This is a genomic window from Afipia sp. GW822-FHT04G07 (assembly GCF_058800765.1).
This window is the reverse complement of the sequence record NZ_JBXAMP010000001.1, coordinates 2003425-2016907: the sequence shown is the minus strand read 5'-3', so window position 1 is coordinate 2016907 and position 13483 is coordinate 2003425. Positions and strand designations below refer to the sequence as shown.

Below are 13483 nucleotides of genomic sequence, written 5' to 3'. Positions count from 1 at the left end.
GCTTGGGATGACATACTACAGGCAGCGTGACGGGATTGTGAAGAGCGTTTCCGCTCACCTGATGGTGTCCGTTTCGCCTCAGTCACCCATGGAGAGCATGTGAGCCTGGGCCGGTTTTACGCGGCCTTTCAGCGTATCCAGGTAGATTCGCTGGACGGAGTCGGAACCCCGGCTTTCCACCACCTCCAGCTTCGGTCCCATCGCCGCCGTGAAGGCAGACCAGACCGCGCCGAATCGTTGATCGACTCCTCCCGGCCCCCATTCCTTGGCGCGCTTGCGGATCTGGTCCGGCGCGAAGAACCATGTCGGCCTGGCGCCGGGCAGGGTGTCGTCGTCGGGCGCCGCATCCTGATGGGTGAGGCCGACCCGCCCGCTGTAAACCATCCGGTCTCCGAAATGCCTGTGCAGCCGGGTGCGCAGATCCGGGTTGCCTGCCATGTCCACAAACGCGACGGGTTGGTCCGGCATCGATTCGATCTTGTCGTAAGTCACGACCTCGTCGTAGCAGCCGAGCGATGTGACGAAACCCAGGTTCCCGGCCGAGGTCAGGCCGATCACCCGCACGGGCTTGCGGTGGGTATGCAACAGCCACGCGAGGCCGAACGCCGTCTTGCTTGATGCGCTGGAGAGGATCACGCTTTTCGCGCCGAAGAAATCCTGGTCGGCGAGGAAGTCGTCCACCATGAACGAGAGCATGAACAGCGGCCGCAGCAGCGCCTGATAATCGCCCTCGCGGCCTTCAAAGGCCGGGTGACCAGTGACGCGCGAATAGGCGTTGTAGACCGGCGACACGCTCTGGCGATGCGCGGCGGCGTCGCGAAAACTCGTTTTCTTCACGTCGGCGGCTTCGATCACCAGATGGGTCGCCATCGGCAGGTAACCGAACAACACTTCTCCTTTGGCGATATCCGGATGGCGCGACTCGATCACCCGCCCAAATCCCCACACAGGAATGTTGCCGAACCCATCGGGCGCCGGAAACAGGTGCCAGTATTTCATCTGATCGCCGAGCATTGCGTAGGTGATGTTGTTCGCAGTGAATGCAAAGCGATCGACTTTCACCAGCAGGCCGTCTTCCGGCAGTTGCATCACGCTCGGCAACGGCGTTTCGATCACCTTGAATTTTGCAAGATCGTTGCGATCCACAATGAACTGAGTGGACGATGTCATTTGCGAGCTCCCGATTTTGTCGCTGCTTTCTTTCGTAGCGCATTCTTCGCCGTATTGGCTGACGCTTTTGCGACGCGGGATTTGTTTAAAACGGGTTTGGTGTTTGAAACGGGTTTCGGTTTCGATGCCTTTTTCTTTGCCGCGTTCGTCGGCGGCTTTGATGTTCCTGCGATCACGCCTTCGCGTTTCTTGACGGCGTGATAGTACGACCACCACAAATGCGCGGCCGCGCCCCGCAATGGCCGCCATGGCTCCGCCAGCGGCTGCATTTCCTTCACTGTCGGCCGCGATTTCAGTCCGAGGCCGATCCGCATGGCTTCCTGGATCGCAAGATCGCCTGCAGGCCACGCGTCGCCGTGGCCAAGGCAAAACAGAAGATAGATGTCGGCGGTCCACGGGCCGATGCCGTGCAGCTTTGTCAATGTCGCGTGCGCGGCATCCGCGTCTTCTTCAGCCAGCACCTCGAGATTGAGCCGCTCCGCGCTTAACTCGCGCGCGATGAATTTCAGCGACTTGATTTTCGCCGCGGACAGGCCGAGACGCCCAAGCCTGTCGGCGCGCGCGCTTTTGAGTGCGTCGTGATGGAAAGGATCGAACGACGTGCTGACGCGGCCCCAGATCGCGGCGGCGGCCTTGGTCGATAGTTGCTGGCCGCACACGATGGCTGCCAGTCCCGCGAAGCCCGGCTCACGCCGCCGCAGCGTCGGCATCCCGGCGGCATCGAGAACAGGCCCGAGCCTTGGATCTAAACGCACCAGCGCGTGGATCGCGTCTTCAAGGTCGGCTTGCGTGTTGAGGTGGACTGTCATTAATTTCACGCGTGTTCCGTGTCAGGCGCTGCGAATGAAGCGAACGTCAGATCAGGACAATAACAGCGCGTCGAGCAAAGTCGAACCATGCCGCCACCCGTTTTCCGATTTGCCCCGAGCCCGAACGGATTTCTCCATCTCGGACATGCGCGTTCGGCGTTGCTGAATTTCGATCTGGCGCAGCAAGGCGGCGGGCGGCTGCTGTTGCGCATCGAGGACATCGACGCGGCTCGCTGCCGGCCGGACTATGAGCAAGCGATCTACGATGATCTCGCATGGCTCGGCATCGTGTGGGAACAGCCGGTGCGGCGGCAGTCCGAACATCTCGCGCTCTACGGTGAAGCCGTCGATCGTCTTGCGCGCGGTAAACTGCTGTATCCGGCGTTCGAGAGCCGCGCGGAGATTGCCCGGCTGGTCGCGGAGCAGGACCGGACCGGCGCGTGGCTGCGCGATCCCGATGGCGCTCCGGTCTACCCGGGGATTGGCAAGCAATTGCCGGATGCGGAGCGCGACCAGAAATTATCCTCTGGCGCGCCCTATGCGCTGCGGCTCGACATGGCTGCGGCGATCGCGCGCGCGGGCAGGTTGTCGTGGGCAGAGCAGGGTGCCGGGCCGCGGGGTGAGAGTGGCGAGGTGCCGGCGCGGCCCGAACAATGGGGCGATGTCATCCTGGCCCGCAAGGATACGCCGACGAGCTATCACCTGTCGGTTGCGATTGATGATGCCTTGCAGGGCGTGACCCATGTGGTCCGCGGGCAGGACCTGTTCTGGGCGACCGGCGTGCATCGCCTGCTTCAGGAATTGCTCGGCCTGCCTCAACCCCTTTACCGTCATCATGCCCTTGTGCTGGACGAGGCCGGGCAAAAGCTGTCGAAATCGACCCGTTCGACAGCGCTCCGCGAACTGCGGGCCGGCGGGATGACGCCGGCCGACGTGCGGCGTCTTGTCGGTATTAACCTGCCTTAAATCCGTAGTGGCGTGACTCTCGATGCCCTGACATGCCATGTTGATGCGGGGATGGGTCGGGGAATCATGGCGGCGAAATCGCCTGCAAAACGCCGGAAAACGGGATCGGAACGCGCGGCCAAAAGGCCGGCGCCGAAAAAGCGCGTGCCGAAAAAGATCGTGAAGCGACCACGTAGTCCGTCCCGCGCAAAGCGTCCGCCGTCCGAGGCCCGGATCGTCGAAGCTGCGCTTGCCGCTTTCGCCCATGAAGTCCGCACGCCGCTGACCGGCATTCTGGCGATCAGCTCGCTGCTCGCGACCTCGGAGCTGGGCGAGCGCGAACGGCGCTGGGTTGATACCATCAAGGTCGGCGCGGAGCATCTGGCCGCGCTCGCCACGCTGTTCGTCGATGCCGCTCGCAGCGGCAGCACCGGGCTCGCAGTCCGTCAGGACTTTTTCGACCTTCAGGCGCTGGCGCGGGCCATCGGGGATTCGATGGCCGGCCGGGCCGCGGCGAAGGGCCTGCAGTCGCAGGTCGACATCGCCACGAAACTACCGGCCTTTGTGATCGGCGATCCCGTGCGTCTGCGAGCGGCGCTCGAAAACCTGATCGACAATGCCGTGAAATTCACACCGCAGGGCAAGGTCGCACTGAGTGTGTCCGCCGTGTCCGGGCCGGCGGGCCGACTCGGCGTCGCGTTCGCGGTGTCCGACAGCGGCATCGGCCTCTCGCTGGCGGAGATCAGGCGGCTGTTCAAGCCGTTCTCGCAGGCCAATGTCAGCATTGCCTCCCGCTTCGGCGGCGCGGGCCTCGGGCTGTCGTCGGTCAAGCAGCTTGCGCGCGCGATGGGAGGCGATATCGTTGCGACCCAGCGGCGCGGTGGCGGAATGACGTTCACGCTGACCGTGGCGCTCAAGCGCGCCAAGGGACTGGCGACGGTCCCTGGGGCCGACACGCCGCTGCATTCGGCGCAGAGCCTTCGTATCCTGAGTATCGAGGACAATCCGTTCGGCCGCGTCGTGCTCAATGCCATTCTCACCGAACTCGGCCATCAGACCGAATTCATCGGACGCGGCGAGGCGGCGCCGGAGCGTATCGCGCAAGGCGACTTCGATGCGGTGCTGATGGACATGGTGTTGCCGGGTATCGACGGCATCGAGGCGATCCGGCGTGTTCGGGCGCTTGAAGGCACGCAAGGGCGCATCACCATCATCGGCGTGTCGGGCCGCGCAGAGGACGAGCAGGCCTCGCGCGCCGCCGGCGCCGATGCGTTCCTGACCAAGCCCGTCAGCCCACGCGCGCTGGCGACGGCTCTGCTTCAGGCGGCAAAGCGCTAGATTTTTGCGCCTTGACGATGGAGGCATTGAGCTCGCCGCCGTAGATGAAAATCGCGGCGATGAAATACAGGAACACCAGCGCAATCATCACCGATGCGAGGCCGGCATAGGTCGTGACGTAGTTGCTGGCAAAGCGTTCGAGATATTTTCCGAACACGATGCCGGAAACCAGCGACGCGACCATCGTCACGACGATGCCCGGCATAATCTCGCGCATCTTGCGCGTGCCGGCCGGTAGCCATTTGTGCAGGATGACCAGCGCGACGATCAGCGCGACGATGGTCAGGCCGTACCGCAGGACGTTGAGAAGGTCTTCGTTCGGCTCGACCCGCAGCGGCACATAGCGCCGTGCAGCGGCGAGGATCAGCGGTCCGAGCACGATCAGGAACGCCATGGCGAGAGACGTCACCGCGGCGACCATGGTGTAGCCGATCGATTCCAGCCGCAGCCAGTACCAGCGCCGCGGTTCGACGACGCCATAGGCGCGGTTAAGTCCGACGCGCAGGCTCTCTACGCCATTCGATGCGAAATAGATCGCCAGCGCGACGCCGATGGTGAGAACACCGCCGTGCGATTGTGTCAGCACGTTATGGATTTCGCCGGACAGAGCGCTGGCCACCTGCGACGGCCAGGCATCCAGCATCAGTTCGGCCGCCTGGTCCGCGAGATCCTTCGAGCCGAAAAAGCCGGCAAGCGACGTAATCACGATCAGGAAGGGAAACAGCGCCATCAGCGCCGACAGCGCGATGTGGCTGGCGATCGCCCAGCCGTCATCGGCCAGAAAGGTGTAGAACGCATCGAGCGCGATATTGAAGGCGTTGCGAAGCAGCCTCACGTTTCACCCTGTTCCATCACACCCATGATTTACCGCGCTAGTGTCCCGTATCCGATGTTCGCTTCACTCCGTAGCAGCTTCCGAGCGAACGTCGGATACGAAAGGACACTAGCAAGCCATGATTCTGGTGATCCTTTGGTTTTGACATTCGTAAAAGTGCCCGCCACGATTATGATACGAATGTCAGAACCGGATCACCAGCCCCCTAAAGTCATGTACGGTTGAAGACGGAAAGGGTTCTTTCCCTCTGTTTCCCTCAAGCAATGGCGCGATGCCGCAGCCGGTGTTATGTAGCCCTTATGTCATCCTTTCTCTCAAGCATTGCTCTCCCCATCGCCCTGGCCGCGGTTACCATCGTGCTGTTTCTCGGCCTGTTCAACATGATGCGCGGAGGTTCTCCCAATACGTCGCAGCGCCTGATGCGCCTGCGCGTGCTGTTCCAGTTCATTGCCATCGTGATCGCGATGCTCGCGGTCTGGGTACTCGGGAAAAGCTGACTGACGAGGGCCGACCGGATTTCAATCACCACCTTGTTGTCATAACGGATCGACGCGATGGTCATTCTCAATCGGATTTACACCCGCACCGGCGACGACGGCACCACGGCGCTCGGCAGCGGCGAGCGCCGCCCGAAATACGATCTTCGCGTCAGCGCCTACGGAACCGTTGACGAGACCAATGCCGCCATCGGGGTCGTCCGGCTTCATCTGGCGCAGGCGCCTGACATCGACGCCATGCTCGGACGCATTCAAAACGACCTGTTCGATCTCGGTGCCGATCTCGCCGTGCCGCAGCGTGACGGCAAGGCCGAGCGGTTGCGCGTGCTGGGGACGCAGGTCGAGCGCCTTGAGCAGGACATCGACGCGCTCAACGCAAACCTCGCGCCGCTCAGCTCGTTTGTTTTGCCTGGCGGAACGCCGGCCGCCGCGCATCTTCATCTAGCCCGGACCGTCTGCCGCCGGGCGGAACGAATGGTTGTGGAACTGGCATCCCAGCCGAACGAGCCCGTGAGCGACGCCGCCGTCCAGTATCTCAACCGGCTGTCGGATTTCCTGTTCGTGGCCAGCCGTGCGGTCAATGACAACGGGGCCGGCGACGTGCTCTGGGTGCCCGGCCAAAACCGCTGAGCGCTGATATTAGGTATACCTTCCTTGAATTCCAGCTTTCGCGCGTTGACCCGGATTGGCGGGACCTTTAGGTTCCGCCGCCAACCGCTTTAGAGTGGATGTGATCAACCATTTCAGGACGAAAGGGAACCGATGAAGGTTCTGGTGCCGGTTAAGCGCGTCATTGACTACAACGTCAAAATTCGCGTCAAGAGCGACGGGACGGGCGTCGAGCTCGCCAACGTCAAGATGTCGATGAATCCGTTCGACGAAATCGCCGTCGAGGAAGCCCTGCGCCTGAAAGAGGCCGGCAAGGCGACCGAGGTTGTGGTGGTTTCGATCGGGCCCGCGCAGGCGTCGGAGACTATCCGGACCGGCCTCGCCATGGGTGCGGATCGCGGCATCCTCGTGAAGACCGACAGCACCATCGAGCCGCTCGGTGTCGCCAAGATTCTCAAGGCTATCGTGGACGAAGAAAAGCCGGGCCTCGTCATTCTCGGCAAGCAGGCCATCGACGACGACAGCAACCAGACCGGCCAGATGCTGGCGGCGTTGCTCGGCTGGTCGCAGGCCACATTCGCATCCAAGCTGGAAGTCGATGGATCGGACTTCAACGTGACGCGCGAAGTCGACGGCGGTTTGCAGACCGTCAAGGTCAAGGGACCGGCGATCGTCACCACCGATCTTCGCCTGAACGAGCCGCGCTACGCGAGCCTTCCGAACATCATGAAGGCGAAGAAGAAGCCGATCGACGAGAAGGCTGCCGACAGCTTCGGTGTCGATCTCTCACCGCGTCTCGAAGTTCTCAAGACATCTGAACCGCCGGGCCGCAAGGCTGGCGTTAAGGTCAAGGACGTCGCCGAACTGGTATCGAAACTCAAGGAAGCGGGGGCGCTCTGATGGCCACGTTGCTGATTGCCGAACACGACCACGCCACCCTCAAGGATTCCACCAACAAGGCTCTGACCGCGGCAGCAGCCCTCGGCGCCGAGGTCCACGTTCTTGTGGCTGGCGGCGGCGGAGGCACCAAGGGTGCCGCCGAAGCGGCCGCGAAACTGAAGGGCGTCACGAAAGTCCTGCTCGCGGAAAACGCGATCTATGAACACGATCTGGCCGAGCCGCTGGCTGCGCTGATCGTCTCGCTTGGCGGGTCGTATGACGCCTTCGTCGCGCCCGCGACCTCGCGCTTCAAGAACGTGATGCCGCGCGTCGCAGCCCTGCTCGACGTGATGCAGATTTCCGAAATCATCAAGGTGGTTTCGCCCGACATGTTCGAGCGGCCGATCTATGCTGGTAACGCGATCCAGACCGTGAAGTCGAAAGATGCCAAGAAAGTCATCACGGTTCGCACCTCGACATTCGGCGCGGTGGGCGAGGGCGGCAGCGCTTCGGTCGAGAACGCAACCGCCGCAGCCGATCCGGCGCTGTCGAGCTTCGTCGGTGAGGAAGTCGCCAAGAGCGATCGTCCCGAACTGACGTCGGCCAAGATCATCGTCTCTGGTGGCCGCGCCATGCAGAGCCGCGAGAACTTCGCCAAGTACATCGAACCGCTCGCGGACAAGCTGGGCGCCGGCGTCGGTGCATCACGCGCCGCCGTGGACGCCGGCTACGCACCGAACGACTGGCAGGTGGGCCAGACCGGCAAGGTGGTCGCGCCTGAACTGTACATCGCCATCGGCATTTCCGGCGCGATCCAGCATCTGGCCGGCATGAAGGACTCCAAGGTGATCGTTGCGATCAACAAGGACGAGGACGCGCCGATCTTCCAGGTCGCGGATTTCGGCCTGGTCGCCGATCTCTATCAGGCCGTCCCTGAACTGACCGCGGCGCTCTAAGAGGATTCCCGGCGCGCCATGCGCCGGGGCCGTGGTATGCTGCTGATGAGATCCGGCGGGAATTTTGAAACGCCTGCCGGTATTTCACGTAATATAAAGGACGGCGCGGCAAGCTGTTGCCGCCTCGGATAACGCGAGCGAAGACACAGAGACCGGAAGAGAATGGCAGCGATCAAGACGGTTGGTGTGATTGGGTCGGGTCAGATGGGCAACGGCATCGCGCATGTTGCCGCGCTCGCTGGCTTCGACGTCGTCCTTAATGATGTATCCGCCGACCGCCTCAAGTCCGCGATGGCCACCATCAATGGCAACCTGTCGCGTCAGGTCGCCAAGAAGACCATCACCGAGGACGCGCATAAACACGCGCTCGCCAAAATCACCTCGTCCGACAGTCTCGATGGCCTGGCCGCCTGCGATCTTGTGATCGAAACCGCGGTCGAGAAGGAAGATGTCAAGCGCAAGATTTTCCACGACGTTTGCGCGGTTCTGCGGCCCGAAGCCATCATTGCGTCCAACACGTCGTCGATCTCGATCACCCGGCTTGCTGCCTCGACGGACCGGCCCGAGAAGTTCATCGGCATCCACTTCATGAACCCCGTTCCTGTAATGGAACTGGTTGAGCTGATCCGCGGCATTGCCACCGACGACGCGACGTTCGACGCCGCGCGTGAGTTCGTCACCAGGATGGGCAAGCAGATTGCAGTCTCGGAGGATTTCCCGGCCTTCATCGTCAACCGCATCCTGCTGCCGATGATCAACGAGGCGATCTACACGCTGTATGAAGGCGTGGGCAACGTCGAGGCAATCGATGCAGCCATGAAACTCGGCGCACATCACCCGATGGGTCCGCTGGAGCTTGCCGATTTCATCGGTCTCGATACTTGTCTGTCGATCATGCAGGTGTTGCACGAAGGGCTGGCGGATTCGAAATATCGCCCATGCCCGCTGCTGGTGAAGTATGTCGAGGCTGGCTGGCTCGGCCGCAAATCGCAGCGCGGGTTCTATGATTACCGCGGCGACAAGCCAATTCCGACGCGATAGCGCCCCGCGCGGCCTGTCCAGCATTCGTTAACCGTTGTCGGCTAGTTTCCCGCCACGTCGGTTAGAGCGGGTGCGTTTTCCATGGATATGATGAGTATCGTCAGCAGCATGATGGCCATGCAGGCCGCCAGCACCCAGCAACAGATCGCGACCAGCGTCCTGAAGCAGAATATCGATTCCCAGAAATCGGTCCTGCAATTGCTTCAGCCCGCACCGGCGGCAAACAACGCGCCGGGCGTCGGCGGCAATCTCGACATTTCAGTCTGACGCGTATCACGCGGTTGGCGTGATCCATCCGATACCGGCGCCGCCGGGCTCGGTCAGGATCGCAATGCGTCCCACATGCGGCACGTCGAAGATCGGCCGCATCAGTTGCGCGCCGGCTGCGACCGCCGCCTTCACCCGCGCATCGACATCATCGACCGCCAGATAAGACATCCAGCCTTCCGGAACGCCTTCAAACGCGGGGCGGTTGGTCGGGAAGATTCCAGCGGCCATTTCGCCGTCAGCGTAAGCGACCCAATAGGTCGCGCCGTCATCCATCGGCATCCCCTCGAATGTCCAGCCGATGGTCTTCTGGTAGAATTGTTTCGCGCGCTCCGGATCGGGCGTCATCAACTCGTTCCAGTGAAAATGGCCGTGGGATGTCATGGTCGCGTCCTTCGTTGATGCGTCGTGTTTTGTCGCGCCGCAAAGGGCAGCGTTTACATCGCTCCGTTCACGTCGAGCACGGACAGGATGTTGCCGGCGGGGTCCTTGAACCAGGCGATGGTGGGACCGCCGTTACCGCGGGAAATACCCTTCGCGTCGGTCTTGAAGCCCGGTTCGTCATAAATCTCGAAACGTACGCCGCGTTTGCCGAGTTCATCCACCGTTTTGTCGACGTCCTCGACAGGGAAGTTGAGGACGGTGAACGTGGCTGGCGAATGATGGGGCTTTGGATAGATCAGGACATCGGCGCCGCCGCCGAGGTGCAGGGTCAGGAGGCCGTGTTCCTCGGAAACTTCAAGTCCCAGGGTACGGCCGTAAAACTCCTTGGCTTTCCCGAGATCGTTGGTCGAGAACCCACTGAACGCTTCGCTTGCCTTCAACATGACTGCACTCCTTTGCATCATGGTTTCAGCCTGCATCCACGCGACATGAAACGCGCGGGTGTAGAGATTGGTTGCGAGTTCCCGATTCGGGATGACGTCGGCGTCATTCCGTCCCGGGAACTCGCAGCGCGAGGCAGAGTTAGGCCGCCTGCTCATAAGCCTGCTTCAGGGTTTTGACGTCGAGCTTGATCATCTTCATGACGGCTTCCATCACTCTCTGCGACTGCGCAGGCGTGCCGGTTTTCATCATCTCGCTCAGAGCGGTGGGAACGATCTGCCACGACAAACCGAACTTGTCGGTCAGCCAGCCGCATTGTTGGATGTTGCCGCCTTCTGAAAGTTTCTCCCAGAACTCATCGACTTCATCCTGGGTCTGGCAGTTGACGATGAACGATGTCGCCGGCGTAAATTTGAAATGTGGGCCGCCATTGAGTGCGAGAAAGTTCTGACCGTTGAGTTCAAACTCGGCGGTCATGACCGTTCCCTCTTTTCCGGGCATGTTTTTTCCATAGCGGGCAATGTTTCCAACCTTCGAATTCTTGAAAACCGACGTGTAGAACTTCACGGCTTCTTCGGCCTGGTCGTCAAACCAGAGACATGTGGTGAATTTCTGCATTCTCGTGCTCCTTGCTCGATCAGAAATGGTTGGCGCGGGGCGCGGCCTACGCCGTGACGATGGTGTCGAAACCGCCGAAAAACATGCGCTTGGCATCGAAGGGCATTTTCTTCGGGTCCATCATGTTTGCGAGGCGCGGATCCTTCATCACCTTGGCCATCACAGCGTCACGGTGTTTGCGCGACTTGTAGGTGATCCAGGCAAACACCACGGTCTCGCCGGTCTTCAGCTTCACGCTCTGCGGAAACGACGTTACCTTTCCGGGCTTGACGTCCTCGGCGACACACTCGCGATAATCCAGCGCGCCGTGATCGAGCCAGACCTTGCAGGCGAGCTTGGCCATGGCCGTATAGGCTTTCAGCTTCCTTTTCGGGACGGGCAAAACAAATCCATCGACGTACTGCATTTCGAACTCCCTGGTGGCTTCGAGGTTTATGCCGGTTACCGGCGGTGAATCAGGCGGCTTTGGCGTGGTGGCCCGGGAACGGGTCGCGCCACGCCGGCAGTTCGTTGAGCCGTGCGTGCCAGCGCGTGATCTCGGGAAATTCACCGATCGGAATCTTCGCCTTCTCCGCATAGGGCAACGTCGCGGCGACCGCGAAGTCGGCGAGTGTGATGGCATCGCCGACGAGATAGTCGCGGCCCCGTAAATGGTTATTGAGCACCGAACCGTGTTGCCGGACCCATTTTTCGGCTTCCTGCACGGCGGCGGCATCGGGTTCGCCGAAACCGAGCTGCGGCTTGACGAGATTCTGAAAGTAAAGCGTTCCGGCGAAGCGCGTGAAATGGCTGGCGTCCCAACTCAACCAGCGCATCACTTCGATCTGCCGCTGGTCGTCGGGCCAGATATCCGAACCCGCCACGCGCGCGAGATGGCACATGATGGCATTCGCTTCCCACAGCTTCGTCTCGCCGTCCTGCAGGACGGGAACCTTGCCGTTGGGATTGATGCCGAGAAACTGCGATGTCCTGTTCTCCGACTTCGCCAGATCGACATAAACAAACTCGACGGGCGAGTTCAGGTACTTGGCGACGGCGCAGGCCTTCCGGGGATTCAGCGTTTCGGAATAAAACAGCTTCATGTCGATTTCCTCCGCACTTACGCAAACAGCTGCTCGAGCTTGTCGAGCGTTCCAGTCCAGCCGCGGACGTGACCGTCGCGGGCCTCTTCGTTGAAGAACTTGTCGTGGGTGAGCGTCAGCAGCGTGATGTCGCCCTCGGCGCGCAGCACCACGGTGACCTGCGACACGCGCTCCGGCGTCGAATGCCACGCCCAGCTAAAGACAAGCCGCTGCGGCGGCGACACTTCGAGATACTTGCCGCCGACCTCGTGATATTCGCCGTCGTCGGTCTTGAAGCTGATGCGGAAGTGCCCGCCGACGCGCACATCCATGTCCGCCTTGACGCTGTCGCCTACTGTGTGTCCGGGTCCGAACCACTGGACGATTTTTTTGGGGTCTGTCCACGCTTCGAAGACTCTTGCGGCGGGCGCGTTGAGTCGTCGGGCGAGGGTGAGGCTTGGCTGGGTGAGCATGAATCCTTCTCCACAAAAGCGGCGAGACGATCGAGTTGCGCGGTCCAGAATCGCTGATAGCGGCTGAGCCATTCCATTGCCTGCTCCATCGGGGCCGCCGTCAGGCGGCACGTGACTGTGCGGCCTGTTTTGGTCTTGGTGATCAGCCCCGCGTCCGAGAGCACGTCGAGATGCTTCATGACCGCGGGCAGCGACATATCGAACGGTTTCGCCAGTTCGCTGATCGTGATGCTCTCGCGTCCTTCCAGTTCCGCCAGCAGCGCGCGCCGCGTCGGGTCAGCGACGGCGGCAAAAACTCGGTTCAGGCGGTCAGTTGAATAGTAAACCATATGGTTAAGTATAGGCGCGTGCACGAGGAGGTCAAGAGGCGGATTCCAGGGAACTGCGACTTATTGCCCTGAGGCGGCCTTGATGAGTTTCACCGCATCGTCGCTCGACCATTCGGCGGGGCCGGCGAGGGTGGCGATTTCGCAACCGGCGCCATCGACCAGAACGGAGGTCGGCATTCCCAGTGCGCGGCCGACGGATTTCAATTCCTGAAACACCTTGGCTTTCGAATCGGCAAAATAGCCGAGACGGGTGAGAGATGCGTCCTTGAGAAAGTTTTTCGGCTTGTCGAGATCGCGGGTGTCGATGTTGATCGCGACCACCTCGAAGTTCGGTCCGCCCAATTTGCCTTGCAGGCTGTCGAGCGCCGGCATCTCTTTCCGGCATGGCACGCACCAGGTGGCCCACAGATTCACAAGCACCGTGCGCCCGCGCCACTCCGACAGCTTGCGCGGCTTGCCCTCGGCGTCATCGAAGGCGAGGTCCGGTACGCGCAGCGCGCTCTGAGCCATGGTTAATGCCGCGACCTCGCCACGCGCCAAGGGGGCGATTTTCCTGGCCAGATCGACAGCCGGACGGCACTCCGGATCGCCAGACGGATTGCCTGTTAACCCACCGATCCCGTATACCCCGACATATCCGATCCCAGCGCCTATAAGGATGGCTGCCGCGACCATGGGGATGCGGCGGAAGGGCTTCCGAGATTGGCCGGGTTGTTGCTGGACGGCGTCAGGCATTTTGCTTGTCATACTCCGGGACTGGTCTGCTGCGATGGTGGCGAGTGGCAATTTGCGAAGCGGTTGGCGGGCAACCCTAATGAAGATGAGCGCGTG

The 13483-nt window shown here is 61.5% G+C and carries 19 protein-coding genes; 8 read left to right on the top strand and 11 right to left on the bottom strand.

Annotated features, from left to right (window positions below; genetic code table 11):
- Window positions 1-78: 78 nt before the first annotated feature.
- Together AC1RKJ_RS09925 and AC1RKJ_RS09920 are read right to left on the bottom strand one after the other, a co-directional pair.
- On the bottom strand, window positions 79-1170 hold the full coding sequence (locus tag AC1RKJ_RS09925; RefSeq protein WP_492792703.1) for a DUF2855 family protein: 1092 nt from the start codon (window positions 1168-1170) through the stop codon (window positions 79-81).
- Window positions 1167-1979, bottom strand: coding sequence for a DNA-3-methyladenine glycosylase family protein (locus AC1RKJ_RS09920; RefSeq protein ID WP_492790887.1), 813 nt, complete (start codon window positions 1977-1979; stop codon window positions 1167-1169). The genes AC1RKJ_RS09925 and AC1RKJ_RS09920 overlap by 4 nt, the downstream gene beginning before the upstream one ends.
- Window positions 1980-2066: 87 nt before the next feature.
- Between AC1RKJ_RS09920 and gluQRS the strand changes: the two genes are divergently transcribed.
- Both gluQRS and AC1RKJ_RS09910 read left to right on the top strand, forming a co-directional pair.
- Window positions 2067-2945, top strand: coding sequence for a tRNA glutamyl-Q(34) synthetase GluQRS (gene gluQRS / locus AC1RKJ_RS09915; RefSeq protein ID WP_492790886.1), 879 nt, complete (start codon window positions 2067-2069; stop codon window positions 2943-2945).
- Between the two features lie 66 nt (window positions 2946-3011).
- A complete protein-coding gene (locus AC1RKJ_RS09910; RefSeq protein ID WP_492790885.1) occupies window positions 3012-4262 on the top strand; it encodes an ATP-binding protein in 1251 nt (416 codons plus the stop codon).
- Here AC1RKJ_RS09910 and AC1RKJ_RS09905 read toward each other — a convergent pair.
- A complete protein-coding gene (locus AC1RKJ_RS09905; RefSeq protein ID WP_492790884.1) occupies window positions 4213-5097 on the bottom strand; it encodes a YihY/virulence factor BrkB family protein in 885 nt (294 codons plus the stop codon). The genes AC1RKJ_RS09910 and AC1RKJ_RS09905 overlap by 50 nt on opposite strands.
- Window positions 5098-5396: 299 nt before the next feature.
- Here AC1RKJ_RS09905 and AC1RKJ_RS09900 point away from each other — a divergent pair, with 299 nt between their 5' ends.
- The 6 genes from AC1RKJ_RS09900 (at window position 5397) to AC1RKJ_RS09875 (ending at window position 9346) form a co-directional block, all read left to right on the top strand.
- Window positions 5397-5594 carry a twin transmembrane helix small protein gene (locus AC1RKJ_RS09900; RefSeq protein WP_492790883.1) on the top strand — a complete coding sequence of 66 codons (198 nt, stop codon included), beginning with the start codon at window positions 5397-5399 and terminating at the stop codon, window positions 5592-5594.
- 57 nt (window positions 5595-5651) lie between these two features.
- Window positions 5652-6224, top strand: a complete 573-nt coding sequence (locus AC1RKJ_RS09895) for a cob(I)yrinic acid a,c-diamide adenosyltransferase (RefSeq protein ID WP_492790882.1) — start codon at window positions 5652-5654, stop codon at window positions 6222-6224.
- A 132-nt stretch (window positions 6225-6356) separates the two neighbouring features.
- A complete protein-coding gene (locus AC1RKJ_RS09890) occupies window positions 6357-7103 on the top strand; it encodes an electron transfer flavoprotein subunit beta/FixA family protein (RefSeq protein WP_492790881.1) in 747 nt (248 codons plus the stop codon).
- Entirely contained in the window at window positions 7103-8038 is a 936-nt protein-coding gene (locus AC1RKJ_RS09885) for an electron transfer flavoprotein subunit alpha/FixB family protein (protein WP_492790880.1), read from the top strand. The genes AC1RKJ_RS09890 and AC1RKJ_RS09885 overlap by 1 nt, the downstream gene beginning before the upstream one ends.
- A gap of 162 nt (window positions 8039-8200) precedes the next feature.
- On the top strand, window positions 8201-9079 hold the full coding sequence (locus AC1RKJ_RS09880; protein WP_492790879.1) for a 3-hydroxybutyryl-CoA dehydrogenase: 879 nt from the start codon (window positions 8201-8203) through the stop codon (window positions 9077-9079).
- A gap of 81 nt (window positions 9080-9160) precedes the next feature.
- A complete protein-coding gene (locus tag AC1RKJ_RS09875; RefSeq protein WP_492790878.1) occupies window positions 9161-9346 on the top strand; it encodes a putative motility protein in 186 nt (61 codons plus the stop codon).
- A gap of 6 nt (window positions 9347-9352) precedes the next feature.
- Here AC1RKJ_RS09875 and AC1RKJ_RS09870 read toward each other — a convergent pair whose 3' ends face one another.
- The 8 genes from AC1RKJ_RS09870 to tlpA form a co-directional block, all read right to left on the bottom strand.
- A complete protein-coding gene (locus tag AC1RKJ_RS09870) occupies window positions 9353-9730 on the bottom strand; it encodes a VOC family protein (protein WP_492790877.1) in 378 nt (125 codons plus the stop codon).
- A gap of 53 nt (window positions 9731-9783) precedes the next feature.
- On the bottom strand, window positions 9784-10173 hold the full coding sequence (locus AC1RKJ_RS09865; protein ID WP_492790876.1) for a VOC family protein: 390 nt from the start codon (window positions 10171-10173) through the stop codon (window positions 9784-9786).
- A gap of 139 nt (window positions 10174-10312) precedes the next feature.
- Window positions 10313-10789, bottom strand: a complete 477-nt coding sequence (locus AC1RKJ_RS09860) for a VOC family protein (protein ID WP_492790875.1) — start codon at window positions 10787-10789, stop codon at window positions 10313-10315.
- Window positions 10790-10835: 46 nt separating this feature from the next.
- Window positions 10836-11195, bottom strand: coding sequence for a DUF1428 domain-containing protein (locus AC1RKJ_RS09855; RefSeq protein WP_492790874.1), 360 nt, complete (start codon window positions 11193-11195; stop codon window positions 10836-10838).
- Between the two features lie 49 nt (window positions 11196-11244).
- Window positions 11245-11871: a glutathione S-transferase family protein gene (locus AC1RKJ_RS09850; RefSeq protein ID WP_492790873.1), complete on the bottom strand. Its 627-nt coding sequence runs from the start codon at window positions 11869-11871 to the stop codon at window positions 11245-11247.
- Window positions 11872-11888: 17 nt separating this feature from the next.
- Window positions 11889-12236, bottom strand: coding sequence for an SRPBCC family protein (locus AC1RKJ_RS09845; protein WP_492792702.1), 348 nt, complete (start codon window positions 12234-12236; stop codon window positions 11889-11891).
- Entirely contained in the window at window positions 12203-12652 is a 450-nt protein-coding gene (locus AC1RKJ_RS09840; RefSeq protein ID WP_492790872.1) for an ArsR/SmtB family transcription factor, read from the bottom strand. The genes AC1RKJ_RS09845 and AC1RKJ_RS09840 overlap by 34 nt, the downstream gene beginning before the upstream one ends.
- Before the next feature lie 60 nt (window positions 12653-12712).
- Window positions 12713-13387: a thiol:disulfide interchange protein TlpA gene (gene tlpA, locus AC1RKJ_RS09835; RefSeq protein ID WP_492790871.1), complete on the bottom strand. Its 675-nt coding sequence runs from the start codon at window positions 13385-13387 to the stop codon at window positions 12713-12715.
- Between the last annotated feature and the right edge of the window lie 96 nt (window positions 13388-13483).